The 26,405-nt window shown below is 68.0% G+C and carries 21 protein-coding genes; 6 read left to right on the top strand and 15 right to left on the bottom strand.

What is annotated here, in order from left to right; genetic code table 11:
• Positions 1-162: 162 nt before the first annotated feature.
• Positions 163-1,740 (top strand): LCP family protein, encoded by a 1,578-nt coding sequence (locus tag ACIA8C_RS38015; RefSeq protein ID WP_397143519.1) that lies wholly within the window; start codon positions 163-165, stop codon positions 1,738-1,740.
• A gap of 3 nt (positions 1,741-1,743) precedes the next feature.
• Here the strand turns inward: ACIA8C_RS38015 and ACIA8C_RS38020 are convergent, their stop codons facing one another.
• Positions 1,744-2,196, bottom strand: coding sequence for an SRPBCC family protein (locus ACIA8C_RS38020; protein WP_397143415.1), 453 nt, complete (start codon positions 2,194-2,196; stop codon positions 1,744-1,746).
• An 18-nt stretch (positions 2,197-2,214) separates the two neighbouring features.
• Entirely contained in the window at positions 2,215-3,867 is a 1,653-nt protein-coding gene (locus tag ACIA8C_RS38025; RefSeq protein WP_397143417.1) for an FUSC family protein, read from the bottom strand.
• A 106-nt stretch (positions 3,868-3,973) separates the two neighbouring features.
• Here ACIA8C_RS38025 and ACIA8C_RS38030 point away from each other — a divergent pair, with 106 nt between their 5' ends.
• On the top strand, positions 3,974-5,383 hold the full coding sequence (locus ACIA8C_RS38030) for an amidase (RefSeq protein ID WP_397143419.1): 1,410 nt from the start codon (positions 3,974-3,976) through the stop codon (positions 5,381-5,383).
• Positions 5,384-5,868: 485 nt separating this feature from the next.
• On the opposite strand, the gene ACIA8C_RS38035 is transcribed toward ACIA8C_RS38030, so the two are convergent.
• From ACIA8C_RS38035 to ACIA8C_RS38055, 5 genes are all read right to left on the bottom strand, one after another.
• Positions 5,869-6,873 carry a cation diffusion facilitator family transporter gene (locus ACIA8C_RS38035; protein WP_397143421.1) on the bottom strand — a complete coding sequence of 335 codons (1,005 nt, stop codon included), beginning with the start codon at positions 6,871-6,873 and terminating at the stop codon, positions 5,869-5,871.
• A 132-nt stretch (positions 6,874-7,005) separates the two neighbouring features.
• Entirely contained in the window at positions 7,006-8,046 is a 1,041-nt protein-coding gene (locus tag ACIA8C_RS38040; RefSeq protein WP_397143521.1) for an alpha/beta hydrolase, read from the bottom strand.
• Positions 8,047-8,292: 246 nt separating this feature from the next.
• Complete coding sequence (locus tag ACIA8C_RS38045; RefSeq protein ID WP_397143423.1) at positions 8,293-9,507, bottom strand: sugar ABC transporter permease; 1,215 nt, start codon at positions 9,505-9,507, stop codon at positions 8,293-8,295.
• A 73-nt stretch (positions 9,508-9,580) separates the two neighbouring features.
• Entirely contained in the window at positions 9,581-10,318 is a 738-nt protein-coding gene (locus ACIA8C_RS38050) for an ATP-binding cassette domain-containing protein (protein ID WP_397143425.1), read from the bottom strand.
• A complete protein-coding gene (locus ACIA8C_RS38055) occupies positions 10,315-11,397 on the bottom strand; it encodes a sugar ABC transporter substrate-binding protein (protein ID WP_397143427.1) in 1,083 nt (360 codons plus the stop codon). Before ACIA8C_RS38055 ends, ACIA8C_RS38050 begins: the two co-directional genes overlap by 4 nt.
• Before the next feature lie 103 nt (positions 11,398-11,500).
• On the opposite strand from ACIA8C_RS38055, the gene ACIA8C_RS38060 reads away from it, so the two are divergent.
• Entirely contained in the window at positions 11,501-12,676 is a 1,176-nt protein-coding gene (locus tag ACIA8C_RS38060) for an ROK family protein (protein WP_397143429.1), read from the top strand.
• A gap of 6 nt (positions 12,677-12,682) precedes the next feature.
• Here the strand turns inward: ACIA8C_RS38060 and ACIA8C_RS38065 are convergent, their stop codons facing one another.
• From ACIA8C_RS38065 to ACIA8C_RS38090, 6 genes are all read right to left on the bottom strand, one after another.
• The gene (locus ACIA8C_RS38065) at positions 12,683-13,279 is read right to left on the bottom strand and encodes a hypothetical protein (protein WP_397143431.1); all 597 of its coding nucleotides are present in this window, start codon (positions 13,277-13,279) and stop codon (positions 12,683-12,685) included.
• Positions 13,269-13,553 carry a hypothetical protein gene (locus ACIA8C_RS38070; RefSeq protein WP_397143433.1) on the bottom strand — a complete coding sequence of 95 codons (285 nt, stop codon included), beginning with the start codon at positions 13,551-13,553 and terminating at the stop codon, positions 13,269-13,271. Before ACIA8C_RS38070 ends, ACIA8C_RS38065 begins: the two co-directional genes overlap by 11 nt.
• Before the next feature lie 30 nt (positions 13,554-13,583).
• Entirely contained in the window at positions 13,584-14,111 is a 528-nt protein-coding gene (locus ACIA8C_RS38075; RefSeq protein WP_397143435.1) for a hypothetical protein, read from the bottom strand.
• 50 nt (positions 14,112-14,161) lie between these two features.
• Positions 14,162-18,946 carry a hypothetical protein gene (locus ACIA8C_RS38080; protein ID WP_397143437.1) on the bottom strand — a complete coding sequence of 1,595 codons (4,785 nt, stop codon included), beginning with the start codon at positions 18,944-18,946 and terminating at the stop codon, positions 14,162-14,164.
• A 124-nt stretch (positions 18,947-19,070) separates the two neighbouring features.
• Positions 19,071-19,406, bottom strand: a complete 336-nt coding sequence (locus ACIA8C_RS38085) for a hypothetical protein (protein ID WP_397143439.1) — start codon at positions 19,404-19,406, stop codon at positions 19,071-19,073.
• 238 nt (positions 19,407-19,644) lie between these two features.
• The gene (locus ACIA8C_RS38090) at positions 19,645-21,000 is read right to left on the bottom strand and encodes a flavin monoamine oxidase family protein (RefSeq protein WP_397143441.1); all 1,356 of its coding nucleotides are present in this window, start codon (positions 20,998-21,000) and stop codon (positions 19,645-19,647) included.
• 444 nt (positions 21,001-21,444) lie between these two features.
• On the opposite strand from ACIA8C_RS38090, the gene ACIA8C_RS38095 reads away from it, so the two are divergent.
• Positions 21,445-22,233: a type II CAAX prenyl endopeptidase Rce1 family protein gene (locus tag ACIA8C_RS38095; RefSeq protein ID WP_397143443.1), complete on the top strand. Its 789-nt coding sequence runs from the start codon at positions 21,445-21,447 to the stop codon at positions 22,231-22,233.
• Positions 22,234-22,275: 42 nt separating this feature from the next.
• On the top strand, positions 22,276-23,637 hold the full coding sequence (locus tag ACIA8C_RS38100; RefSeq protein WP_397143445.1) for a DUF2252 domain-containing protein: 1,362 nt from the start codon (positions 22,276-22,278) through the stop codon (positions 23,635-23,637).
• A gap of 2 nt (positions 23,638-23,639) precedes the next feature.
• Here the strand turns inward: ACIA8C_RS38100 and ACIA8C_RS38105 are convergent, their stop codons facing one another.
• Positions 23,640-24,140, bottom strand: a complete 501-nt coding sequence (locus tag ACIA8C_RS38105; protein WP_397143447.1) for a CGNR zinc finger domain-containing protein — start codon at positions 24,138-24,140, stop codon at positions 23,640-23,642.
• Positions 24,141-24,417: 277 nt separating this feature from the next.
• On the opposite strand from ACIA8C_RS38105, the gene ACIA8C_RS38110 reads away from it, so the two are divergent.
• The gene (locus tag ACIA8C_RS38110; protein ID WP_397143449.1) at positions 24,418-25,674 is read left to right on the top strand and encodes a hypothetical protein; all 1,257 of its coding nucleotides are present in this window, start codon (positions 24,418-24,420) and stop codon (positions 25,672-25,674) included.
• 26 nt (positions 25,675-25,700) lie between these two features.
• Here ACIA8C_RS38110 and ACIA8C_RS38115 read toward each other — a convergent pair whose 3' ends face one another.
• Positions 25,701-26,351 carry a TetR/AcrR family transcriptional regulator gene (locus ACIA8C_RS38115; protein WP_397143451.1) on the bottom strand — a complete coding sequence of 217 codons (651 nt, stop codon included), beginning with the start codon at positions 26,349-26,351 and terminating at the stop codon, positions 25,701-25,703.
• Positions 26,352-26,405: the final 54 nt, after the last annotated feature.

Raw genomic sequence — 26,405 nt, forward strand, 5'->3', positions numbered from 1 at the left:
CCGCGAACGCCGCTATATAACGCCGATGATCTGGGTATTACGCGCGCGTGCGTACTCTCGAACGAGTCGGACGAAGAACAAGACGGCGAGGAACGATCCGTGGCGCGAGTGCCGAGAAAAGCGCGGGGCACAGAGTCCGCGGCGTTGAACGATGACGACACAGTGGAGTTTGCCCGGGTCACCGACCCGCCCGCACGGCCGGCGCGCCATCGGCGGGCCGCGCCGAAAGCGCGCCGAGTCGCGGCAAAACCCCATCGGGCCAAGCAGGCGGCGAAGGTCGCGGTGCGGGTCGTCGTCTCGGTCACCGCGCTCGCGGTGCTGTCCGGTACCGGGTTCGCCTGGTCGGCCAAGGTCGACTTCAACAACGGGTTCGGCCGCTCGGAGGCGATCGGCGAGGACGCACCGCACTCGCTGGGCGGCGACCTCAACATCCTGCTGATCGGCCTGGACACCCGCAAAGATCAGAACGGCAACAACCTGCCGAAGGCGATCCTGGACCAGCTGCACGCGGGCGACGGCGACGAGGGCGGCTACAACGCCAACTCGCTCATCCTGCTGCACATTCCGGCGAACATGCAGCACATCATCGCGTTCTCCATTCCGCGCGACGACTACGTCGCGGTGTCCAACATTCCCGGCTACGACCACGTCAAGATCAAAGAGGCGTACGGCCTGAAGAAGGCGGCGGCGGAGGCCAAGCTGATCGCCAACGGCGAGAAGGATCAGGTCACCCTGGAACACGCGGGCCGCGAGGCGGGGCGGGCGTCTATCGTGTCCGCCGTGCGCAACCTGACCGGCGTGCCGATCGACCGGTTCGCCGAGGTGGCCCTCGCCGGTTTCTACCACCTGGCCGAGGCGCTGGGCGGCGTCGACGTGTGCCTGAACAAGGCCGTCGACGACAGCTACTTCTCCGGCGCCAAGTTCCCCGCCGGGCCGCAGCACCTCAACGGTTCCGAGGCGCTCGCGTTCGTCCGGCAGCGCCACGAGCTGGAGAACGGCGACCTCGACCGGACGCACCGGCAGCAGGCATATCTCACCTCGGTTGCCAAGTCGCTCAAGGATTCCGGGACGCTGACCAATGTCAGCAAGGTGACCGAGCTGATGAAGGTGGCGCACCAGGACGTGGTGCTGTCCGACAATTGGGACCTGCTCGATTTCGCGCAGAACCTCGGGGGCGCGGGCTCGATGTCGGTCGAGTTCCGGACGCTGCCGGTACTGCGCTACGACACCATCAACGAGCAGGACGTCAACATCATCGATCCGGCCGCCATCAAGAAGGAAGTGCGGGCCGCGTTCGGGATCGCAACGCCGAGCACTACACCGGCGCACACGCCGACCAGCACGGTCGATGTGAAGAACGCGGGCAGCGGGGCGGGCGTGGCCGGAAAACTGTCCACCGCGCTGACGAAGCGGGGCTATCGCGAGGGTGAGGTCGGGAACCTCGGCACCACCATGACGACGACCACGGTGGCCTATGGCGCGGGCGCCGAGGCGGACGCCACCCAATTGGCCGAGACACTCGGCGGACTCACCGCGACCGTTTCGTCGAACGTGCAATCTGGTCACATTCAAGTCGTCATCGGGAGTGACTTCACGATGCCCGCCGAGTTGACCACGAGTTCGGACTCGACCACCTCGACAACGACATCGCCGACGCCCACCACCACGGGCGAGCCCGCACCCGATGCAGGCAAGCCGGTTACGACGACGATCGGCAGCACGATCCCCTGCGTGAACTGACCGCTATTCGACGAACGCCTTGATCCGGTTCAACGTCTCTCGCATTCCGTTGACGTTCGTCTTGTTGCGCGCCCGACCGGCCAGCAACCAGTACACCCGCAGCATCGGATTGCTGTGCAGCTGGAACGACTCGGTGACATCGGTGCCGCCTTCGACCGGCTCGAACCGATAGCTCCAGGTATTGATCGACATCCCGCCGGGCCCGAGCACCGTGAACGTGAATTCGCGCCCCGGCTCGCACGCGATGATCCGGCACACGGTCCAATACTTCACACCCCAGCCGTTGCGGTTGACGTGCCCGCGGAACTTCACCCCGACTGCGGGTCCGGTAGCGCCGCCGAGCCATTCGGCCTCGAAAGTCTCCGGACTGAACCGTCCGGTATTCGTGATATCGCTGACCAACTCCCATATCTTGTCGGCGGGCGCGGCCATTCGCACTGTCACACTGTCCTGCATGCTCGAACGCTAGCAGCGCTACCGAGTGTCGGAAACAGGCGTCAGCGCGTCGAATGCCGCCACCCAGCGGTCCGGGTCGGGAAGCAGTGCGCCGGGCGGCAATTCCCAATAGGCGGCGAGCAGGTCGTAGCCGAGATGTGCGGTGGCGGCGTGCGTCGGCCAGTGTGCGCTGGTCCACCGCGGCTCCTCGGTGGCCGAGTCGATTCCGGTGCGGGCGACCCCGACCAGTTCGAATTGCAGCTGCTGGATCAGCGCGACCGCGGGGGCACCGGCGGGCTGGGTGCGCGACAGTTCCAACAGGGCGCGAGCGACGGCGCAGACGCGCATCTCGATCCACCGGAAGGTGCGCCGATGTGCGCGCGGCACAACGACATGCGGGACGAGCACCGCGACGCCGACACCGAGCACGGTCTCGATGAAGCGATCTCGGATCAGCGGTGCGACGGCACCGTCTGGCGTCGAGCCGACCGCGAGCAGTGCGATCGGCGTGATGAAGATCGCGGCGAGCGCGTAGTTGCGCGGCACGAACAGCTCCATGCAGAACACCAACGCCGCCACCAGCGCGATGAGGGCATAGCCGGTGAGCGCGAGCTGGTGCACCACACCGAAGAGCACCAAGCCGACGACCGTGCCGACGAAGCGGTGGATGCCACGCACCTTGCCGCGGACTCGATCCGGTCCGATCTGCAACACCATCAGCGCGGTGAACACCGCCCAGTGCGGGCGGTCCTGGCCGAGCAGCGCGCTGAGTCCGCCCGCGAGCAGGCAGGCGATGCCGACGCGGAAGGCGCTGATGGTGGCGTGCGCATCGAACGACAGCGATCGGCGCAGCCGGAACCAGACGCCGGGGCGGACGAACGAGATCAGTGGGTCGACAACCAGGTCGTTGGTGTCGTCGTAAACCGGACCGGCGAGGCGGCGGCGGGCCGCGACCAGAGTCGCCAGGAGTTCCGAATCCGGTGTTCTGCTCGGCAGTCCCGCGTCGTACACCGCGGCCCACGCCTCCGCGACCGCGCCGCCCGCCTGATGTCGCAGGTCGATGGCGGGCCGGCCCGACTCCCGCGCCGACAGATAGGCGTCCACCGCACGGATCGCGGCCTCGACGGCAACCCGCTCGGGCTTGCGGCGATCCCGCAGTACTCCGGCCATCGACGCGAGCACGGACGCGCCGACGCCGAATGCGGTGCAGGACAACAGCGCCGTCGTCGATACGCCCGCCTCGGCGGCCATCATGGCGCCGCCGCAGGCGATCACGAAGAGCAGTGCGCCCGGCGCGCCAAGTCGTAGCGCGTCGATCGCGTAGACGGCAACCACCGCGACCATCGTCAGCAGGGACACCGTGAGCAGCGAAGCGCCGAGTCCACCGGAAAGACCGTGCCCGAGCAGCGCGCCGACAGCGCACGACGCGAGCAGTGCGAGGCCTGCGACGAGCACCACCCCCGCGCGCATGCGATAAGCCCTGCGCTCGCCGTACATCACCGCGAAAGCACCGAACAGCACGAACAACGCCTGCTGCGGATGCCCCGTCGCGACGACCACCGCGGCAGGCAGCGCGAAGGCCAGCGCGGACCGCAGACCCGGACTCCAGCGCCGCCCCGCAGGCGGAAGCGCGAACAGCAGTGCGCCGATTCGCCCCTGCGGGGGCAGCGGGTCGGAGACCGACTGGACCATGTACTTCCTTCCGGTTCGTCAAGCGGGGTTGCCGTTCCACCGTATGCGCGTGACGGCCACCACTGGACAGACGGTCCACCGCGTGGCGCGCGGCTAGATTCGAAGAGTGACCCCTGACGCTCCGACCACCCGCCGCCATTCCTTCGCCGACGACGCGCTCGGCGAGCACGACGCGGTCGCACTGGCCGAGTTGGTGCGCAGCCGGGAACGCAGTCCGCGTGAGCTCGCCGCGGCGGCGATCGAACGGGCGCGCAAGGTCGAGGAGTTGGCGGCGGTCGCGTACGAGAGTTACGAGAAGCCGCTGCTGCCCGCTGAGCGAACCGGCCGGTTCTACGGGGTTCCGACGTTCGTGAAAGACAATGCCGACATCGTCGGGATGCCGACCGGCCAGGGCACGCAAGCGTTCAAGGCCAAAATAGCGCAGGAGAACGGCGCGTATGCCCGCCAATTCCTCAGCGCCGGAATGACAGCGCTCGGCAAGAGCACCCTGCCCGAGTTCGGCTTCAACGCGACCACCGAACCGCCATTCGCGCGGCCGACCCGAAACCCTTGGCACACAGGCCATTCAGTGGGTGGATCGTCCGGCGGGGCCGCGGCACTGGTCGCCTCCGGCGTGGTGCCGATCGCGCACGGCAACGACGGCGGCGGATCGATCCGCATACCGGCGGCCTGCGCCGGGCTGGTCGGACTGAAACCGAGCCGAGGACGGCACGTCGATTCGGCGATGGCGCGCAAGCTGCCGGTCAATATCGTCAGCGAAGGCGTGCTGACCAGGACGGTACGCGACACTGCCGCGTATACCGCTGCGGCGGAACAGTATTGGCACAATCCAGCGTTGCCGCCGATCGGTTATGTCGAGGGCCCCGGGTCGAAGCGGCTCCGCATCGCGCTGCTGCTGGAGAACATCGGCGGCCCCGTACCTGCCGGCCCGATCCGCGACGCCGTCGAAAAGGTCGCTGTCACACTGGAATCCCACGGACACCACGTAGAGCCGGTGCCGATGCCCTTCGATGCCACGCTGGAAACAGCGTTCCTGCAGTACTGGGGCCTACTCGCCACCTTCATCGCCTCGACCGGCAAGCTGGCCGACCGCCGCTTCGCCCCCACCCGCCTCGACGACCTAACCCTCGGCCTACGCCGCTACTTCGTCCGCAACGCATGGCGCGCCCCCATCATGCTGCACCACCTACGCGCCGCCGCCGCCACTTACCAACGCGCCCTTGGCCCTTACGACGCCATCCTCCTCCCAACCCTAGGCCGCGAAACCCCCGAACTCGGCCACCTCAGCCCCACCGTGCCCTTCAACGACCTACTAGCCCGCCTCCGCACCTACGTCTCCTTCACCCCCATCAACAACATCACCGGCACCCCCGCCATCACCATCCCCGCCGCCCTAACCCCCACCGGCCTACCCATCGGCGTCCAACTAGCCAGCACCCAAGGCAACGAACGCCCCCTCCTAGAACTCGCCTACCTCCTCGAAGCCGAACACCCTTTCCCCCACCTGAACCACTAACAAAGCCAACCCATTTCGCCGCTACCCGATCTCCAATAGCAACCATTCAACTCACGTCAACACACACCCCGGGCCCTGCCGTTTATCGAGGTGAGTCAAATGGTCGCTTAACGATCTTCGATAGCGACCATTTGACTCACGTCAATGCATACCTGGGACCGGGCGTTCGTCAAAGTGGGCCATTTAGTGGCTCAACGATCTTGGGTGGCGACCATTCGACTCGGTTGATCTTGAAAATGCTCGAGACGTCACCACAGCCAAGTGACCACTTCGGGAACGCGAGGGCGTGCGCCTGACGTGCACCTACAGTAGGGCCCTAAAGGCAGTGCAGATCCCGAGAGTCAGTGCGGATTTCGGCCGTTCAGGTTGCGCCCCGGAGCGACCGGCTCCGAGGCGCGCCTGCGCCGGGCGGGCAGGATCCGCACTATTTCTCAGGATCTGCACCTTCTCTGGGTAAATCCCGAAAGGGCGGGTGGGGAGGGGGTCTAGGCGCGTTCGCGGTGGACTGGGCCGTGGGAGTCGTCGCAGTGTTCTTCGAGGACCGGGAGTAGGCGGTCGGGGTTGGGGGGTGGGGTGGTGGAGATCAGTTGGGAGTGGTCGACTTGGAGGGTGGTGTGGGTGATTTCGTAGTCGTGGTCGAGGAGGCGTTCGATCTGCTGGCGTAGGCCGTGGCAGTCGGCGCCGGGCTGGACGAGGACGTGGGCGGAGAGGGCGACGTTGCCGGAGGTGATCTGCCAGACGTGCAAGTCGTGTACCTCGTCGATGCCGGGCATCTCGACGAGACGGCGGCCGAGGGCGTCCGGGTCTACGCCTGCGGGTGCGGCCTCCAAGAAGATGCGGCCCGACTCGCGGACCAGGCCGAGGCCGGCCTTCACCATCAGCGCGACGACGACCAGGGTGGCGATCGCGTCCGCGCGGGCGAATCCGGTGACCAGCACGACGACGCCCGCGACGGCGGTCGCGATGAAGCCGTACAGATCGTTGAGCACGTGCTGGAACGCGCCCTCGACATTCAAGCTGGAGCGGTTCGCCTTGCTGATCGCCCATGCCGCGGCCACATTCACCACGATGCCGAACAGCGCGGTGGCGACCACCAGCCCACCGGTTACGTCCGGCGGATCGAGCAGCCGTCGAATGGCCTCGTAGGTCAGCCAGCCCGCGAGCACCAGCAGCGTGATGCCGTTCGCTTGCGCGGACAGGATCTCGGCGCGCTTGAAGCCGTAGGTGTATTTGCCGCGCGCGGGGCGGGCGGCGAGCCGAATCGCGGTGAGCGCGAGCACGATCGACGCCGCGTCGGTCAGCATGTGTGCCGCGTCCGAGAGCAGGGCCAGCGAATTCGCCAGCAAGCCGATCACGACCTCGACCATCATGAACCCGGCGATCAGCGCCAGCGCGACCGTCAGCCAGCGGCGATCGGCGTCACCGGACACCCCGTGCGAGTGTCCGTGGCCGCCACCATGGCTGTGCCCGTGCTCGTGTTCATGTCCCATTAGCCGCCCGCTTTCATCACCGCCACGTATGCGCATATCTGCATCTGTTCGATTCACCTTAGCCCACCCTGTGCCGACCGCAGCCTACTACGTCGGATGACCTAGATCACACGGCTGCGGTCGGCGGGCGCGTCAGCTGTAGAGACCCTTGGCGAGCACCGGCCAAGACGCGACGAACGCGTCCTGCCAGTAGCCCCACGAGTGCGTGCCGGTCGGCGTGAAGTCGAAGGTGGCCGGGATACCGAGCTGGCCAAGCCGGAATTGCAGGTTCGCCGAGCACATTCGGATGCCCGCCTCGATCGCGCCGCCGACCACCAGCTGATCGGCCCACTGCGAGACGCCCGGCTTGATCTGGAACGGCCCGTCGAGCGTGTCGTGCGCCCCGGGCAGTCCGCTGCCGCTGGAGACGAACAGGTTCACGCCGCGCAGTTTGTCCGCGTGCACGAACGGGTCGTTGGCCGCCCACTCCGGGGCGTCGGGCGGACCCCACATGTTGGCGACGGTGCCGCCACCACGTTCCACCGTCATCTGCACGAAGGCCTGACCGATCGGGTCGCTGGTCTGCGCGCAACCACTGTAGGAGGCGACGCTGCGATACAGCTCCGGCTTCGCGATCGACAGCGCGAGCACCGAGGTACCCGCCATCGAAAGACCCGCGATCGCATTCACCTTGTTGGTGCCGAGCGCCGCATCGATCAGCGGCGGCAATTCCTCGGTGAGATAGGTCTTCCACTTGTTGGGGCCGAGTACCGGATCGTCCTCGAGCCAGTCGGTGTAGTAGCTGAACTGCCCGCCGACCGGCTGGACCACGTTGATGTTCTTGTCCGACAGGAAGTCGAGGACATTGGTGCGCAGCTGCCAGCTGGCATCGTCGACACCGCCGCCCGCGCCGTTCAGCAGATACAGCGTCGGCCGGGCTTGCGAGGTGTCGGCGGGCCGCTGAATGTCGACCGGGAAGGTCGCGCCCTTCATCGCCGTCGATCGCACCCAGATCCGAATGTTGCGTCCGTCGGGTTCCTCCACCCGCGCGATCACCGATCCGTCGGGCGCCGCGGGTGTATCAACCCACCGCGCGCTCGACGCCGTCGCCTGCGCCGGTGCCCCGGCCGCGATGCCGACGCCGACACACAACGACGCCGCGAGCACTACCGCCCGAGCCCGAACCACCCACATCGATCTGCGATCCACGAACACACTCCCAAACCCCGACCCACACGGCTCCGAACTCGAAAACAACTTCCCCACCGTGTCGGTCGCTTGCCCAGGTCTGTTACTGGATGTTCGCTGGGACACACGACAGCGGCGGCCTCCGTGCGCTGTGCACACGAAGGCCGCCGCAAGTTCAGGACCGCCTGGACGCGGGACAACCCTGCCGCGCCCAGGCGCCCTCCGACGGGCGATGGTGAGATCGCCCTCCGCTCAGCGCGCTCCCTCGGCGCCGCGTCGCGCGACCGAGTCGATGGCGACCGAGATCGCGAGCACTGCGCCGGTGACCATGAAGCGCACTGAGGAGTCCACGTTGAGCAGCAGCATTCCGTTCGTAATCGATTGGATGACAAGGATTCCCAGCAGCGCGGCGTAGGCGCGGCCGCGTCCGCCGAACAGGCTGGTGCCACCGATCACGGCGGCGGCGATCGCGTTGAGCAGGATGTCACTGCCGCCGGAACTCTGGTTGACCGCGACCAGCCGGGAAGCGGCGAGGATGCCGCCGAGGGTGGCCAGCACGGAGCAGCCGACGAAGGCGTAGATGCGGATCGCGGTGACGTTGATGCCTGCCCGGCGGGCCGCCTCGGCATTGCCGCCGACCGCGTACATGCGGCGGCCGAAGACCGTGCGCCGCAGGATCAGGTCGAGGGCGAGGACAAGTCCGCCGAAGATCACCAGGGTCAGTGGCACGCCGCGATCGGAATTCAGCACGACGACGGTGATGCCGAGTAGCACGGCCAACCCGCCGGAACGCACCACGATCCAGACCGGCGTGGGGGCGTCGAGCCCCGCCTGCACCCGTTGATGCCGGGTGACCAGACTCGCGACGAGGTGCCCGCCCGCGAGCAACACCACCAGCAGCCAGCCGAGGACGGACGGCAGCCAGGTGTCGCTGATGGTGGCGATGCCGCGATCGAACGGCAGGTTGACGGTGCCTTCCTTGCCGAGCAGATACAGCATCATGCCCTGCCAGCCGATCAGGCCGGCCAGCGTCACGACGAACGACGGCATGCTCAGCATCGTGCGCATGAGCCCGTGCAGCAGGCCGATTGCCGCGCCGACCGCGACGGCCGCGAGTACCGCGAGCACGACATTCCAGCCGTGCCGCACGTAGAGCAGCGTCATCGTCACGGCCGTCAAGCCGCTGACCGAGCCGGCGGAGAGGTCGATCTCGCCGAGCAGCAGCACCAGCACGATGCCGAGCGCGATGGTTCCGGTGGCGGCCATCTGCAAGGCCAGGTTGGTGAGGTTTTCCGCGGACAGGAAGTGGGCATTGAGCCGGTAGAACACGATGCCGATGATGACCAGACCGATTGCCACCGGTACCGATCCGACCTCGCCGCGACGTAGCCGGTCCAGTGCGGCGTCGGCTAAGCCGCGTCCTGGGTTTCCCTGCCAGACAGTTCTTTTCATTGCGACGTCACTCATGACCCCACCTGGCTGGCGCTCGGTTCCGTCATAAGCGACGCACGCTGTGACATGATTCGTTCGCTTCGCTCTCTCATGCAGCTGCTCCCGTGATCGCTGCCACAATATCTTCTTGAGTCGCGGTAGCGGTCTCGAATTCTCCGGCATTCCGGCCGAGCCGCAACACCACCACGCGGTCGCTGACCGAGCGCACATCGACCAGGTTGTGCGAAATCAACAGCACCCCGAGGCCGCGCTCGCGCAATCGGCCGATCAACGCGAGTACCTGCGCGGTCTGTTCGACGCCGAGCGCCGCGGTCGGCTCGTCGAGAATGACCATCCGCGGCCGCCCGAGCAGCGCCCGCGCGATGGCGACCGACTGCCGCTGCCCGCCGGACAGTGCGGACACCGGCGAGCGGACGTCCTTGATCTTCACGTCGAGCGAGGCGAGCAGATCGCGGGCGCTGCGTTCCATCTCGATCTCGTCGAGCACGCTGCAAATGCTGGTCTCCGTACCGAGATGCAGGTTGGCGACGACATCTAGGTTGTCGCACAGTGCGAGATCCTGGAACACGGTCGTGATGCCGAGGGCCTGCGCGTCCTGCGGACGGGTGATCCGCACGGTCGAACCGGCGAAGACGATCTCCCCCTCGTCGGCCACTGTCACACCCGAAATCGCCTTCACCAGAGTCGATTTGCCCGCGCCGTTGTCGCCGACCAGGGCGACCACCTCACCGGCGTGCACCTCGAGATCCGCGCCGGCCAGCGCCTGCACCGCGCCGTAGCGCTTGGTAAGCCCGCGGGCCGAGAGAACCGTTGTGGGAGCCGTCATTTGATGCCCGTGGCCTGGCATGCCGCCGCCACGTCGGGCGTGCAGATATCGGCGACGGTGTATAGGCCGTCCTTGACGATGGTGTCCTTGATGTTGTCCTTGCCGACCGCGATCGCGTCGAGCAGATACGACGGTATGTCGGTGGCGCCGTTGTTGGTTTTCGCAGGCGCCGTGGGCTTTTCGCCCTTCGCGACGGCCACCGCGAGTTCGGCCGCCTTCTCCGCCTGGGCACGGTAGTCGAGGTAGATGGTCATGGTCTGCTCGCCGGTCAGAATCCGTTGCACCCCAGCGAGTTCCGCGTCCTGACCGGTGAGCGGGGGCAACGTCGCGTAGCCTGCCCGCTTCAGCGCCGCGATGGCGCCACCCGCCATGCCGTCGTTAGCCGAGTACACGCCGACGATCGCGTCCTTGCCGAGCGCGGTGATGGCCTGTTCCATCTGCTGCTGCGCCTTGTCGGGAGACCAATCGGGAGTGTCGAATTCGCGCCCGATCTTCACCTTGCCGTCCAGCGCCTCGTGCGCGCCCTTCTTGTAGTCGCCCGCGCTTGGGTCGGTCGGCGAGCCATTGATCACCACCAGCTGGCCCTTGTCGGCGGTGCCGCGCTTGTTCAACTCGGCGAGCAGGGCCTCGCCCTGCACCCTGCCGACCTTCACATTGTCGAACGACACGTAGTACTCGTAGCCGATGCCGGAGATCAGCCGGTCGTAGGCGATCACCGGGATTTTCTTCTGCCGCGCCGTGTTCACCTGTGGCGCAACGGCATCGGCGTTGACCGCGTCGAAGACGATGACGTCGGCGCCCTGGGTGAGCGCGGATTCGAACTGGCCCTGCTGTTTTGCCGCGTCTTGATCGGCGTTGAAGTAGAGCACCTTGCACTTGTCGCAGAGCTGCTTGACCTTCGCCTCGAACAGCGGACGATCGAAGGCTTCGTAACGGGTGGTCTTGGATTCCGGGAGCAGCAGCGCGATCGTCGGGGTGTCGCCGCCCGATTTCGCGTCTGTGGTGCTGTCGCCAGAGCTACAGCCTGCCGCCAGGACGAGTGCGGCCGCCGCCGCGGTGAGGAGCTGAATTCGACGCATGAGGTCACCGTGCCGAGAGGAGAGTGAGAGCGCCCGGTTGAGCGTTGGTAAGAAAGGTAGTTTACTAACACGGAGGTGTCCAGTGGTACGAGCAGGAGGATTGATGAGTAGGGTCGGCAATCCCCAGCTCCTTCGGACGATGAACGAGCGGTTGCTGCTCGACTACCTGCGGCTCAGTGGGCCTGCCTCGCGCGGTGACCTGGCCAAGGCCAGCGGATTGTCGAAACCGACAGTGTCGGCGGCGCTTTCGGGGCTGGAGCAGGCCGGGCTGGTGCAGTTGGTCGGGTCGCTCAGCGGCAGGCCGGGGCCGACCACCGCACTCTACGACGTGAACGTGCGCGCCGGGGTGGTTGCGGGCATAGACATCGGCCGCAACTGGATTCGCCTCGCCATCGCCGACCTGCGCGGCGATTTCATCGGGCGCCGCGATGTGCGCAACTCGGCCCGTTCGGCCGCCGATCTGGTGCGGCGGGTGCGCGCGCTGGCCGACGAGGTCGCCGAGGAGTCCGGCGTCGACTGGTCGGACGTGCACTACGCGGTCATCGGCAGTCCCGGCGTGCTCAATCCACGCACCGGCCGCCTCGACTACGCCCAGAACCTGCCCGGCTGGGGCCGCGCCGGGCTGGTCGGTCAGCTGCGGGACGCGCTCGCGGTCGAATCGACCATCGAGAACGACATCAATCTCGCCGCCGTCGGCGAGCTCACCTTCGGCGCAGGCGCCGGCGTGCGCAACTTCGTGCTCATCTCGGTCGGCACCGGCGTCGGCATGGGCATCGTGATCAACGGCGAGCTCTATGTCGGCAATACCGGTGCGGCGGGCGAGGTTTCGTTCCTGCCCGCCACCGAGGTCGACGCTCCCCCGCTCGATGCCCGCGAGCGCGGCATGACCGAAACCGTTGCCGCTGCGGGCGGAGTCACGCGTACGGCCGAGCAGGCCGGTCTCGCAGGGGCTTCCGCGAAGCAGGTCTTCACCGCGGCGGCCGCGGGCGACCCACGCGCCCTGGCGGTGGTCGAGTCCGAGGGACGGCGGATCGGCGCGCTCATCACCGCCGTCGCCTCGATCCTTGACCCCGAACTCGTCGTGCTCAGCGGCGGTATCGGCAACAACCTCGAGCTACTCGGCGACGCGATCGCGCGCCGGATGGCCGAACTCGGCCCGCTGCACCCCCGCATCGTCGCCAGCACGCTCGGCGACGACGGGGTCCTCACCGGTGCCGTCTCCCGCGCGCTGTCCGTCGCCAGGGATCGGCTCTTCGAAAGGCGCTCGACGGGCGCCTGATTCGGCTCAGCGGGCGCTGAGCGGTGGGCCGTACTGCGGGCCCTTCGGTTCGGCGAACACGGTGGGGCAGGTCCGGCGCATGCGGTCCATGGCGGAGTTCAGGGACGTCAACGCGGCGGTCACCGAGTCGGCCACCGGCTGGGCCGGGTTGCCGTTGTCCAGAACGGCGGCGAAGTCGGACAGTGAGTTGTGCAGTTGGCCGCCCGCGGTGGCGACGTCGCGATAGGCGCTACCGATGAGTGGGGAACCCATGCGGTCGACCGCCGGGTTGAGGGTGTTCGAGACCTGATCGGACAGCCACATGCCATGGGTGACACGATTTTTCACCTCGCCGACGTCGCCGCGAGACGCGGCCGGACCGAGGCCGTCGAGCTGCTCGGACAGCTGACGGAAGGTGTCGCGCAGGCCCGCGACGGCTTGGCCGCCGAGGGCGCAGTCCGCGGTGTCCGCGTCGGCGACGCGGTCGCGGATCGCATTGGTCGAGCCACCACTCGAGCACGCGCTCAACAGCGCGGCGGCGACCAAGAACAGCACGGCCATGGCCGTCACGCCGAGCGAGGTTGTCCCTCGGCGTGACGGCCGCCTGCGCGCGTTATCCAGCATGGGTCAGCACCGTGAGGACCGCGTTCTGCACGGCGGGCACGAAGGCGAGCGTCATGACGATCGCCATGCCGAACCCGGCCTGTACGTGCCGATGCCGGTTCCACCACCCGATCGGGGCGGTGCGGGACCGGGTGTTCCACTCGACGCCGTTGGCGACGGCGACCTCATTGCGTTCGTAGTAGCCGAACGTAACGGGGGCCGATCGGACGTCGAGCAGACCGCCGAGCGGATCGGTGGCGACGCCACCGGAGCCGATGTTTCGCGAATCGAACATGGTGCCAACCCCTTTCGTGCTCGACGCGGACTACACGTCGATATTGCTGCTCCACGGCCGCATCAGCTCGTCGTAGACCGCCTGGGTGAAGTCGCCCTGGCCGACCAGGTCGCTCAGCACCGAGGCGGTGACGGCCTGACCGACAACGGTCACCGCGCCGATCGAGCCGAACGACTCGAGCAGCCCGCTCAGGTCACCCGGTGCGCCCGCCGCGGTAGGCGAGACGGCCTGACCGGCGATCATGCCCGCCAGCTGCACGTTGCGGGATCGCCCGAACGCCTTGGCCGTCGCGGCCGCGATGTTCAACGGATGCGACGCCACCGTCTGGGCATTCGCACCCATGCCGAGCCCGGCCAGCAGGCCGCTGAGGCCGCCTTCCAAGCCTGCTCCGTTGGACAGAGCCGAAACCTTGTCCTGCATCAGCTTCTTCGCCGCCGCGTTCAGCTTTTCCCGTTCGTCGGCGGTCAACTGGCCGGAGCGCTCGATGATGCGGACCGCGTCCTGCCACTGCGGGCCGTAGAGGTACTCCAGGTGCAGGGTTTCGGTGGCGTTCGTCATGTCTGATCTCCTTGGCTAGTACTGGATGGCTTGGCACAGAGCAGGATTCGTCACAGTGAGATGCTGACGAGGCGCGGGGCGCGATCGTGCGCCACCGCTTCGGCGGCCCCCTTTCCGGAGTAGGGCAGGTCGGCGAACGCGACCGGCGCGGGGGCAGGGGTGCTCGGCAGTGGAGCGAGCAGCTGCTGCAGCGAGGCCGCCAGTTGCTCCAGGCTCGGGTCGTCGGGAATGTCGTCGAGGAACTGCGTTCCGGTCGCGGCGGTCCCGCCGCCCGAAGCACCAAGCGGCCCATTGCGATCCAGCGCGGCCCGGATGGCGGAGATGATGCCGACCCGCGCACCCGGGGTGAGCAGCACGGCTATCGCGAGGGCGAGCGCCACCGCCGCGGCGGCGCCGAGCGCGGCCAGCGGCGCACCGATCAGCGCCGCGAGCCCGACCAGCGGCGCGGCAATCAGCGCGGCCACACCGACCGCGGCAAGCGGTGCCAGGACCGCCGCCGCCGCGCCGGCCAGCGCACCAACGATCAGCAACTTCGGGATCTCGATCAGCGCGAACAGGCCGAGCGCCGCCAGCGGCAGGCCGATCACCGCGGCCAGCGCCCCACCGGCGAGCAACGCCGGAAGGGCAAGCAGCGCAAGCGCACCCGCCAGCGCAAGCGGCACTCCGATCACGGCCGCCAACGCACCACCGGCCAACAGCACCGGAAGGGCAAGCAACGCAAGCGCACCCACCGCAGCCAGCGGCACACCGACCAACGCGGCAAGCCCGGCCAACGCACCACCGACCAGCAGGACGGGAAGGGCAAGCACGGCAAGCGCGCCGAGAGCCGCCAACGGCACGCCGACCAGAGCCGCAAGCCCGGCCAACGCTCCACCGGCGAGCAACACCGGAAGGGCAAGCAGTGCAAGCGCTCCGACGACGGCCAGCGGCACGCCAACCAGCGCGACCAGTCCGGCCAACGCACCACCGACCAGAAGCACCGGGAGAGCAAGGAGCGCAAGCGCGCCGAGAGCCAGCGGCAGGCAGATCAGCAGCGTGACCGCGACGAACGCGGCCGCGAGAGCTGCCAGTCCACCGCCGACCAGGAGCACCGGAATGCCGATCACCGCGGCGAGGGCGGCACCGGCCAGCAAGACCGGAACGGCGATCGCTGCGAGCGCGACGCCGACTACCGTAGCCAGGGCACCGGCGGCCAACAGCAGCGGAATTGCAAGCAGCGCAACCACTCCCACCGCAGCCAGCGGCACACCGATCAAGGCGGCCAAGCCGACCAGCGCACCACCGATCAGCACGACCGGCAGCGCGAGCAGTGCCAGCGCACCGAGCACGGCCAGTGGCACACCGACCACGGCGGCCAACGCCCCACCGATCAACAGCACCGGCAGTGCAAGCAGGGCGAGCGCACCGACCGCGGCCAAGGCCAGCAGCGGAACGATCGCCAGCAGTGCCAGCGGAGCACCGATCGCCAGAACCCCGAGCACCGCTACCGCGAGCGCCGTTGCCCCGGCGACCGCACCGGCTCCCAAGGTCACCGCAAGCGCGGCCAATCCGGCCAGCGCGAGGAGCGGCACCGCCACGAGGGCGAGCAGCGCGAGAACCGGCAACGCGAGGATCGCGAGGACCGGAATAGCCACGACGGCAAGCGCGCCGAGTGCGGCAAGCCCGAGCACGGGCAGCGCGACCACGGCCAGCACCGGCAGCGCGACCAGGGCCAGCGCACCGAGCGCGGCCAGGCCGAGCACCGGCACGGCGAGCAGGGCAAGCACCGGGAGGGCCAGCAGCGCGAGCGCGCCGAGGCCGGCCAAGGCGACCAGCGGCGCGAGCATCGCCGCGACGAGGCCGAGCGTGGCGAAGTCGAGCAGCAGGCTGCCTGCGAACAGCGTGACCGCGAGCGCCGTGGTCACGGCCACCACCGAGACGCCGATGATCGCCGCCAGCACCGGCAGACCGACCAGCCCGAGCAGGCCGATGCCGATGCCGGCCGCCGCGACGACGAGTCCCGCCACCAGTACCGGCGACCAGACCGCGAGCAGCGCGAGCGCGATGATCGGCGACAGCGCCGTCGACACCACCACCGCGAACGGCCCGAAGATCAAGAACGGCACCGTGAGCACGGCGGCGAGTGCGAACCCGACCACCGCGACCGCGGCAGTGGCGATCACCGCCGCCACCCCCAGCACGGCCGCAATCAGCCAGCCCGCCAACAGGATTGCGCCGAGCCCGACTCCGCCGACCGCGATTGTCGCGATCGCCAGCACCGCCATCACCGCGAAGGCCGCGGCCGCGAGCGGCACGGTGATCAGCAGCAACGGCGGGAACAGCGCGGACGCGGCCACGAAAACACCGAGCGCGAGCACGCCGAAGAACATCCAGGCGGCCACCAGGCCGAGCCCGAGCGCCGCGACGAATCCGCCGAGCAGCGTGCTGACCACGGCCACGGTGCCGATGGTCGCCAGCGTGCCGAGCAGTACCGCGCCGAACAGCAGCGGTATCGCGAGCAGCGCGAGCGGTGCGTTGATCACGATCGCCGCGAACGCCGCGAGGGTCAGCATGACGAACGAGAGCACCCCGACGACCAGCCCGCCTGCGAATACCGTGGCGACGACGGCGAGTGCGACCGCGAGCAGGCCGAGCACGATGGCGCCGCCGCCCACCCAGGTCGCCACCACGAACGCCGCGGCGACCGCGCCGATGCCGACGCCCGCGATGATCGAGAAGGCCAGTGCGGCAACCAGAATCAGCGGAATCGCGTAGGGCATGGTGACCATGAACGCGAGCGTCGCGAGCAGTGCCGCGCCGGCCAGCGTCGCGATCCCGAGCAGGACCGTCCCGGTCAAGGCGAACACCGAGAACGCGATCAGTCCGAAGCCGCCGAACAGCACCGCGAGCCCGATGGCCGCCGGAATGGCGACCAGGCCGATGAACAGCAGCGGGGCCAACAGCGGCCCGAGGACCGGGATGGCGAAGACCAGTGCGAGGGTGGCGATCAGTCCGCCGACCACCGCCAGCGCGACGCCCACCGCACCGAGCGCGGCGAACACGATGCCCGCCGCGGCAAGCCCGGCCCAGAACACCGCGGCCGCGACGAGCTGAATCGCGGTCGCCACCACGGCAAGCGCGAACAACACGGTCACCGCGGCCCCGGCCACCACCGAGAGCACCAGCAACCCGGCGAGCGCCACCACGGCCAGGATCACACCGCCCGCGAGACCGACCGCGCCGAACGCCACCAGGGCGACGGCCGCGAGTGCGATCACGATCGGAATGGCGATGAGCCCGAACGGAGTCAGCAGCGACAGCAGGCCGACGCCGACAATCAGTGCGGCGGTGGCGAGTCCGGCGACACCGAGCACGCCGAAGAAGGCAACGGCCGTTGCGATGAGGCTGACGACCAGGAAGGTTAGTACGCCGCCGAACAACAGCGGCGCGAGCACCAGCCCGAGAACCGGCACGAAGACGGTGGCCAACAGCGCGGCCACGGCCAGCACGGCGAAGCCGACGATGCTGAAAACCAGTCCACCGGCCAATGCCAGTACGGCGAGGGCGATTCCGCCGACGATGGCCACCGCGATCGCGGCGATGCCACCGATCAGGATGACGGGCGCCAGTACCGAGAACGCGACGATGGCGACCGGAATCGCGATGAGCAGCACCGGAATCGCGATCACCGCGAGCACGATCAGCACCGGGATGGCCAGCACCGCCAGCACCAGGCCGCCGATGATCAGCGCACCGATCACCAATGGCGCCAACACAATCGCGCCGAGTATCACCGCGCCGAGGGCGAATACGGCCGCCACCCCGATGCCGCCCGCGAACAGCAGCGGCACGATCGCGAGTACCGCGATCACCGGCAGGGCGAGCAGCGGCAGCGCCGCCGGATGCCTGGCATCGGACACCAGACCGCGCACCGCTTCGCGGATCTCGGTAAATACCGCGCCGATCGCCGCCGCGGGGTTCGAGGCCAGCGCGATCAGCGGTGCGAGGAACGCGAGCATTGGCGCCATACCCGCGAGTTGGGGCGCGAAGAGGCCGATGATCGGCGCGGCGATCGCGAGCAGTCCTGGCGGCAGTTGCTGGGCGACGGGATCCTGTTGTCCCACAGCCGGAGTGAGCATGTCACGCAGGCCCTTGACCGGATCGGGTCCGTCTTTGGGGAAGCCGAAGAGCGTGCGTGCCTGGTCGATCAGGTCGTCGATGGCCGGGGTGGTGCCGCTGCGGCGCGTGCCGGCCAGCTCGGTGGCCTGCTCGACGAAGGCCAGCAGATCGTTCACCGGGCCGCGCATCGGACCGTCGGGAAACGTGGTGTTTGCCCAGGTGGCCAGCTGTTCGAGCGGCATACCCGACCCCGCGATTTGCGCGACGGTTGCCGCAAGGTCGGCGACGGGTGCGGGGACGCGGCCTGCCACCTCGGAGGCGGCCGCGGCGGGGGCACTCTGACCACCCTGGCCTACGCCACCACCGAACCAGTCCGGTCCGGGTGGCGGTGCCCCACCGGCGCGATAGGTGTCGATCGCGGAGTTCACCTGGTCACCGAAGGGAGTGTTCGCACTTGCCGCGCTCGCGGCACCGAGCGCGTCATCGAGCGCGCCTTGCTGGCCGGGATCGAGCACCTGCCCCGCCACGTCACCGGCGCCGGAAAGCACCCCGTTCAGATCGGCGGGCGGTGGCGGCAACTCGATATCGGCGCTGGCGTGACCGGCGCCGATCATCGCGGTCGCCATCGAGGCGAAAGTGGCTGCGGCGTACATGCCGCGCCGGGACTTCTCGACGCTCTTGCGGTGTTTGGCGGATGCTTTGGTTTCGCGCTGACGTTCGTTGGTGACTACACGCATTAGGAGCCTCTCCTTGAACCCGTCGCTAGGGGACGTGCTGGTTGGATGCGCCCATGGCCCTGGTGGTCGAGAGTTCGCGGGCTCCGGCGCGGCAGGCGATATCGGGGTCGAGTCCCCGCCCGGATCAGACCGGACCGGTTTCGGCCGGGGCGCAATTCGCCCTGGACCAGCCACCATCGGTACCGATGGTGGCGCCGATGTGGGTGTGCGGCATGCCGAGCAGGTCGCGGCAGCGGATGAAGGCGTGCTCGCCGACGCCGGCGCCGGGGTCACACGTGACCGTCAGTTCATTGGGTACTGACGAGTCCGTGGTGCATCCGGGCAGATCCGGGTCCGCGGTGGCCGCGCCGGATCCGGCGACCAATCCGCCGGCCAGCACTGTGCACAACACCAGCAGCGCGGCCGGGAAGGTGCGACTCGGCCACCCCGTGCTTTGCTGAACATTTGCTGAATGTGCCATGCGGTCCATGGTTCGCCCAGGGCAGAATCTCAGTCAACATAACGGAGATCACTATCCGCCATTCGCCGAGGTCAAAAGCGCCTTTTTGGTCTCGGGAACAGCGGGGCGCGTCAGAAAAGCGTTAACGGATATATACAGGCATTCTCATTCGGCCTATGATTCAAATCTCAATTGGTCATTCGTCCAGTTCGCCTCATCGGACGCCTGGAAACCACAGTCCGACACCGGAATCGGCGCGCTAACCCACGGCGGTAGCCCGATATGCCGCAAGCACCTCACCGGCCGCACGTTCACCGGAATGGACCGCACCCTCCACATAGCCTGCCCATTCTGTGGCGGTTTCGCTGCCCGCCCAATGAATCGCGCCGATCGGTTGACGAAGCGCCGAACCGATACTGGTCAGCACACCGGGCGGAAAGAACGCGCCGTACCCGCCGCGGGCGTACGGATCGTCGGCCCAGACCTTCTCGCGCCAATCGATCGGCGCACGCGCCGCATGCCCGAAGGCGCGGACCAACGAGCCGACGATCATCGTCCGGCGTTCGTCGGCGGAGAGCGCGGCGAGGCGATGGGCCGCGCGGCCGGGGATGAGGGCGCCGAGGCAGCCCGGCCCGCCGGGTCGGGTGGCATCGAAGGTGACCGGGACCGGATCGTGCAGGTTCAGCGCCTGGCCGGTTAGTCCATCATCGCGCCAAAACGGCCGCTCATAGACGGCGAATGCCTTCAGCACCGACCCCATCGGCATCCGCTGGGTCAGGTGGTCGCGGGCGGCGGGCAGTGGCGGGTCGTAGGCGATCCGCCCGGCCAGTGCGGGCGGCAGCGCGACGATCACCTGTGCGGCGCGCACCGCACCGAACTCGCCGCTGACCAAAAGACCTTGCGCCACTTGCTGAATCGAGGTGACCGGCGCGTGCAATCGCAGCACGTCGGCCAGCTCGGCGGCGATCGAACGAGCGGGTCCGTCGGCGCCGTCGACGAACAGTCGGGTCCCCGTCTCCGCCGCCGCACCCGCATCGACGCCACCCGCGGCGCGAATAGTGGTCAGCAGGGCGAGCATCGAGACGCTGCCGACGTCGACGCACAACTCCTCACCGATCATCACCTCGGCCAGATGCCTGGCCCGGCGCTCTGGCAGGTTGCGGCGCAGCCAGGTGGCCGCGGTCATCGCGTCGAGCCGATCCGCGCCCGGGGTGGTCCATGGGCGCGCGAGGTCGATGCGCGCGGCCAGCCGCTCGATCCGCCACATGGCCTGCGCGAGAACGACGAGCACGAGCGGCGGCAGCGGGGGCCGCGCGCCAGCGAATGGGCGCCGCACCGCGCCCTCTACCAGGAGATTCGCGCCGTCGGACGGTGCGGCGTACGTCTCGGCGCCGTACTCCCGCGCCAGCGCGGCGAATCGGGTGTGGCCGCCGAAGATCCATTGGGCGCCGAGATCCACGGCCCACCCGTCCGCGACCCGGTCGGTCTGTGCCCGGCCGCCGACCCGCCCGCTTGCCTCCAGCACGACGATCTCGCGTCCGGCCGCCCGCAGCGCCCGCGCCGCGGCCAGTCCCGCATATCCGGCACCGACGACAACCACCTCAGCGTGGTCCATGTCGGCCTCCCGTCACTACACCGTTGAACAACCACTGTTGATCACAGTCCGCCGATGTGCAACCGTTCGACCCGGATTGCCGAACCCGATGTCGCGGTGCCCGATCCGCTCGGCGTCGTCTTCCGTTTCGCGAAAACAACGATTGCTGTTCTCGGAGAATTTCGAGTCCGATCCGCGCGCCATCGAAATGCGCACCAGCCATGGACCGAAATGTATTGTCCACATGACATTTTCACCGATACAACCGTCGCCGGATCAACCCCTTTCGCGCGACCATCGTGACGGAATGTGAGTTGTGCCATCCGGCAACACGAATCGCATAGCGCTGCGTTACATAACAATTAAGCATCCGCAAAGGTGAGTTTCGACTTGCAGACATAGCGATGCGGTGATGCAGAATTCCTGTGCTAGTTTCCGGTCACCCTTAACGCCGAGAAAGGCGCGATGACTTCACAATCCGTCGAGATTTCGACCACCGATAAATCGTGGGCGGTCAAAGCCTGGATTCTGCAAACCATCGCCTTCGTCCTGACCTTCGGCGCACCCACGGTTGTCGCCATCGTCTTGCTGGTGCACCGAACCGACCCGCGGTGGACCGGTTTCCCGGCCGACGCCTACCGCATCGCGGGCTGGACTGCCTTCCCCTTCGCCGCGCTCGCGCTTTGGGTCGCACACCGCTGGCTGGGCCTGACCGGTGCCGAACTCGGTCTGCGCGCGGGCTTGCGGACCCGCGCGGGCTTCCTCGGCGCGATGGGCGCGGGCTACCTCACCATCTGGCTCGGACTGTTGGGCCTCGGCACCTTTCCCGAATGGGTCACCGGCGAAGACGGCGATCCGCTCGGCGCGATGTCCGCCTGGGACGGCGTGACCTGGAGTCTGCGCGCCGGATTCGTCGAGGAGACCATGCTGCTTGCCTTGCCGATGGCCATCATGCTGCGCCTGCGCTGGTCCTGGCCCGCACAGCTGGCGGTGCTCATGGGGCTGCGACTACCTTTTCATCTCTACTACGGCCCCGCCGCGATACTGATGGTGCTGGTCTGGTGCGCACTGCTGCGCTACGCGTACCCGCGCGTGCGGCTGATCTGGCCGTTCATTGCCGCGCACATTCTCTACGACCTGAACGTCGCGGTGATCCCGGTGGGTCCGCTCCGCGCGGCAATCACCCTTGCGATGTTGGTGCTCGGTGTCCTCGTCTTCCTGTCCTGGTGGCGCGAACGAGGTCGACACTCGTAGCAAATTTGCTCGCCGGTTGCCATCGGATGACAAACTGGCACGATGGCGGACACCTTGGCGATTGTGGAACGGGGCGCGGCCGAGCTGGGCCGGCAGGCGCGCAAGCGGGTCGGACGGCGCACGCTGGGAATATGGGAGCCACCCGCGGGCCGCGCGGACCCGATCGCCGTGCTCGAACGCCAGGCCGAGACCCGGGTGCCCGAGCTGGTGCCCATCCGATACGCCCGGATGGCCGCCGGCGAATTCCCGTTCCTGCGCGGCGCGCCCGCGATCATGGCCGCCGACCTCGCGGCCTCCCCCAACACCGGGCTGACCGTCCAGCTGTGCGGTGACGCGCACCTGTCCAATTTCGGCCTGTTCGCCTCGCCGGAACGCGCGCTGATCTTCGACCTGAACGATTTCGACGAGACCCTGCCCGGCCCCTTCGAATGGGACGTCAAGCGCCTGGCGGCCAGCATCGCGGTCGCCGCGCGCGCCAACGGATTCGCCGACACCGACGCCGAAGCGGCGGTCGGCGCCGCGGCCATGGCCTACCGGGAGGCGATGATCCGGCTGTCCGGACTCGGCGAATTGACCGTCTGGTACGAGAAGATCGACGCCGACCAATTGGCCACGCTGGTGCAGAAACCCAAGCGCCGCAAGGGCGTCGAGCAGGCACTCGCCGAGGCGCGGGCACGCACCAACCTGCAGGCGCTGGAGAAGCTGACCGAGCCCGATGCCGACGGCGTCCCCCGTATCCGGCACCGCCCGCCATTGCTGATCCCGATCGGGGAGATCGACGCCGCGACGATCCAGAAGGTGTTCAGCGACTATCGCCGCTCCCTCGCCGAGGAACGCCGGGTTTTGCTCGATCGGCACGAAATGCTCGATCTGGCAGTCAAAGTGGTCGGTGTCGGCAGCGTCGGCACCCGTTGCTTCGTCGCCCTGCTCGCCGGGCGGGTGAACGGCAGCCCGCTGTTTCTGCAGGTGAAGGAGGCCGAGCAGTCGGTGCTCGCGCCACACACCGCGGCGAGCAAGTTCCGCAACCAGGGACATCGAGTGGTGCACGGGCAGCGGCTCATTCAGGCCGCGAGCGACATCTTCCTCGGTTGGGCCAGCGGCGCGGACAATAGGCACTACTACTGGCGCCAGCTGCGCGACATGAAGGGTTCCCCGGTCATCGAGGAAATGTCGCGGTCTTACCTGCGCGACTACGCGGCACTGTGCGGCCACACGCTGGCCCGCGCGCACGCCCGTTCGGGCGACCGGGTCGCTATCGCGTCGTATCTCGGGGCGAGTGACACCTTCGATCGCGCGATGATCGATTTCGCCGTCGCCTATGCCGATCAGACCACCATCGATCACCAAACCCTGCTTGCCGCAATCGAATCCGGCCGGATCGTGGCGGCGGACAAGGCGTACTGAGCTCAGCTCGCGCGCCGCGACCGGTGCTCGGCCACATGCACCCGGTTCGAGCACTGCGACGAGCAGAAGCGACGCCTGCCATTGCGCGAGGTGTCGATGAAGACGGTGTCGCACCCGGCACGGGCGCACCTGCCGATGCGCTCGGGGTCGTCACAGAACAACGTGGCCAGGCCGACGGCGGTGTAGGCCTTGACTCGTTCGTCGACCGGCGCGGCCTCCTGAGCGAAGTGCATATGCGGCATCCGGTCGTCGTGCGTCGAGATATAGGGCTGACTGGTCGTTTTCGCGAGCAACGCGTTGAGCCGATCCACCGTGGGGTGGTCGAATACCGCGCCGAGTTCATCGATCCAGCGGCGTAGTTCCGCGGCCTGGGCCGTATCGAGAGAACCGATTGGTTTGTAATCCGCCGCGGCCAGTAACTCCCGCAGATCCTGGCCCCGGCCCGCGTTCACCAGCCGAGCGGCGAGTTCGGCGGCCGCGCCACCGTAAGGGTTGAAATGCACTAGGTCATTACATCACGCTGGATGCATGAACCTGACCTGCCCCTCCTGTTCCTGGCCGACACCGACTCTCGTATCCGCGCATGGTTCCGTCCGCTACCTGCGCTGCGTGTGTGGTCAGTGGCTGATCGCCGAGCATGGTCTCGTTGTGGCAACGACCGGAAACAGCTCGTTCGGTATGCGCGATATACCACTGAGAGGCGATGATCCCGAAAGGCCGTGCAGGGCCCGGTATTCGAGTTAGCCTCGATGGGCAGTCTCATGTGGAGGGTATTTCGACATGACCACGGCTACCGTCATCCGGCCGTTGGCGCCGAGCGAAGAAATCTTCGCCGGTAGTGAGGTTCTCGTCGGATACTCGATGCGACTGTCCGGTCGGTTGAATTTGACGGCGTTGTCCGCCGCGTTCGACGCGGTGGTGCGCGCTTATCCGGCGCTCGGCGCGCATCTGGAGCCCGACGGGCGCGGCCATATCCTCGTCGAATCGCCCGGCAGGGCACCGAAAATCACCGTCGTCGACGGAGATCCCGAACAGTTGCTGAGTGGCGCGCGATTGGACCAGCGCGCGGCACTCGCCGCACTGTGCGTGGTCCGCGACGGCGACAGCACCGGGGTGACGCTGGTGACCCACCACAGCGTCGCGGACGCCTGCCACTCGCTCGCGGTACTCGCCGAGCTGTGGGCCTGCTACACCGAAATCAGCGACGGCCGCACGCCGACGCTCAGCTCGCACCGTTTTCCGGATGCGGTCGAGGACCTACTGCTCGCCAGGTGCGTCGAGAAGATGTCCGGCCTGCCGGTGTCGAGTCGGCCGCTGATCGTCACCGAATCCCCCAGCGCCGCCGCACCTGTCGCGGAAGACGAATCGTACCTACTACCACTGACGGCCCGCTGCCGGCTGACCAAGCGCGAGACCGCCGCGCTCGCCGACCTCGCGCACCGCGAGGACACCACGATCAACGGGCTGGCCTCGGCCGCGATCCTGCTCACCGAGGCCGAACTGCGCGAGCTGCCGCTGACCGAGCTCAGCTACACCTACTCGGTCGACCTGCGTAACCGGGTGTCCCCCGCGATCGGCCACACCGAGGGCACGAATGTGCTTGGCTTCGCCGATTTCGTACCCACCCGCGACGCGGACACGACGCTGATCGGCCTGGCCCGCGGCATCAGCGACGCCCTGCGCAACGGCCTCGCGAGCGGCGTCGTGCAGCAGACCCCGCTGCACATCCCCGACATCGCGTCCGGCCCGCCACCACAGGCTCCCGGCATCGTGCTGGCCACCAACTGGGGCCGAATCGACCGGCCGCGACTACCGGAAGGGCTGTGTATCAACGACTTTCGCACAGTCATGATCGCGAAGCCGGACAAGGCCGGGCATCGGCTACAGCAGCCGAGCGGCACCATCATCATCAGCACGTTCGATGACCAGCTCAGTATCGAGATCCATCATCCGGTGGAGACCACCGCGCAACAGCGCCGGCGAGTGCGCCTGCTCGCGGCGCACCTGGACGCGGTCCGCGTAGTCGGCGCCGCGTAAGTAGTTCGCTTCGACCCGACACCCTGTCATAACCCGGACAACAGCTCCGGCGCGAGCAAGAGCTCGGCCAGACTTTCGGCGACCCAGTTCTCCGCCTCCGAGCCGGACCATCCGCGGTCCTCGATGAGTGAGCGGTACACGTCGTAGGTCGTCACCGCGTACAGGATGTCGGCCGCGCGCTCGGCGGTGAGGCCGGGGCGCAGCGCGTGCTTGGCCGCCAGCTCCGGGGTGATGTGCCGAGGCCCGTCGTAGCGGCCGCGTTCGGCCTCGGCGAGAAAGTTACCGACTTCGGGGTCGGCAGACGCGGTCATTCGCATGACATCGAGCAGTCCCATGTAGCGCTCGGACACCAGCCGCATGTGCTTGGCGTACAGCGCGAGTTGGCGCACCGGGTCGGGTTCGGCGAACAGTTCCCGCACCCATTCGCGTTCCGGTGGCGGGGTGGCCGCCTCCTCGCCGGGGCCGGCCACGAGCACCGCGGCCGCCTCGGCGAGCACCGCGACCTTGGTGCCGAACGCCTGGTAGATCGTCTGTACGTGCACACCGGCCGCGTCCGCGATCGCCTGCAGTGTCGTCGCGGCGTAGCCGTGCTCGGCGAACAGGGTCGCGGCCGCCTCGGCCACCTTGCGTCGAGTGGCCCGGCGGCGGCCGCCCCGGGGCTGAATCGGTGTTGACATGCCCGCCAGCTTATCTATAGTTCACTATATAGTCAGCTATAGGTAAGGGGTTCC

It is taken from the genome of Nocardia sp. NPDC051321, assembly GCF_044455225.1.
Taxonomy (GTDB): domain Bacteria; phylum Actinomycetota; class Actinomycetes; order Mycobacteriales; family Mycobacteriaceae; genus Nocardia.

What these genes read in the sequence shown, in the direction of transcription:
- ACIA8C_RS38110 (WP_397143449.1), top strand. Translation starts at nt 24,418, where the DNA reads ATGACCACGGCTACCGTCATCCGGCCGTTGGCGCCGAGCGAAGAAATC.
- ACIA8C_RS38025 (WP_397143417.1), bottom strand. Translation starts at nt 3,867, where the DNA reads ATGGTCCAGTCGGTCTCCGACCCGCTGCCCCCGCAGGGGCGAATCGGC.
- ACIA8C_RS38040 (WP_397143521.1), bottom strand. Translation starts at nt 8,046, where the DNA reads ATGTGGGTGGTTCGGGCTCGGGCGGTAGTGCTCGCGGCGTCGTTGTGT.
- ACIA8C_RS38060 (WP_397143429.1), top strand. Translation starts at nt 11,501, where the DNA reads ATGAGTAGGGTCGGCAATCCCCAGCTCCTTCGGACGATGAACGAGCGG.
- ACIA8C_RS38085 (WP_397143439.1), bottom strand. Translation starts at nt 19,406, where the DNA reads ATGGCACATTCAGCAAATGTTCAGCAAAGCACGGGGTGGCCGAGTCGC.
- ACIA8C_RS38095 (WP_397143443.1), top strand. Translation starts at nt 21,445, where the DNA reads ATGACTTCACAATCCGTCGAGATTTCGACCACCGATAAATCGTGGGCG.
- ACIA8C_RS38115 (WP_397143451.1), bottom strand. Translation starts at nt 26,351, where the DNA reads ATGTCAACACCGATTCAGCCCCGGGGCGGCCGCCGCCGGGCCACTCGA.
- ACIA8C_RS38035 (WP_397143421.1), bottom strand. Translation starts at nt 6,873, where the DNA reads ATGGGACATGAACACGAGCACGGGCACAGCCATGGTGGCGGCCACGGA.
- ACIA8C_RS38020 (WP_397143415.1), bottom strand. Translation starts at nt 2,196, where the DNA reads ATGCAGGACAGTGTGACAGTGCGAATGGCCGCGCCCGCCGACAAGATA.
- ACIA8C_RS38090 (WP_397143441.1), bottom strand. Translation starts at nt 21,000, where the DNA reads ATGGACCACGCTGAGGTGGTTGTCGTCGGTGCCGGATATGCGGGACTG.
- ACIA8C_RS38075 (WP_397143435.1), bottom strand. Translation starts at nt 14,111, where the DNA reads ATGACGAACGCCACCGAAACCCTGCACCTGGAGTACCTCTACGGCCCG.
- ACIA8C_RS38045 (WP_397143423.1), bottom strand. Translation starts at nt 9,507, where the DNA reads ATGAGTGACGTCGCAATGAAAAGAACTGTCTGGCAGGGAAACCCAGGA.
- ACIA8C_RS38050 (WP_397143425.1), bottom strand. Translation starts at nt 10,318, where the DNA reads ATGACGGCTCCCACAACGGTTCTCTCGGCCCGCGGGCTTACCAAGCGC.
- ACIA8C_RS38065 (WP_397143431.1), bottom strand. Translation starts at nt 13,279, where the DNA reads ATGCTGGATAACGCGCGCAGGCGGCCGTCACGCCGAGGGACAACCTCG.
- ACIA8C_RS38100 (WP_397143445.1), top strand. Translation starts at nt 22,276, where the DNA reads ATGGCGGACACCTTGGCGATTGTGGAACGGGGCGCGGCCGAGCTGGGC.
- ACIA8C_RS38070 (WP_397143433.1), bottom strand. Translation starts at nt 13,553, where the DNA reads ATGTTCGATTCGCGAAACATCGGCTCCGGTGGCGTCGCCACCGATCCG.
- ACIA8C_RS38055 (WP_397143427.1), bottom strand. Translation starts at nt 11,397, where the DNA reads ATGCGTCGAATTCAGCTCCTCACCGCGGCGGCGGCCGCACTCGTCCTG.
- ACIA8C_RS38080 (WP_397143437.1), bottom strand. Translation starts at nt 18,946, where the DNA reads ATGCGTGTAGTCACCAACGAACGTCAGCGCGAAACCAAAGCATCCGCC.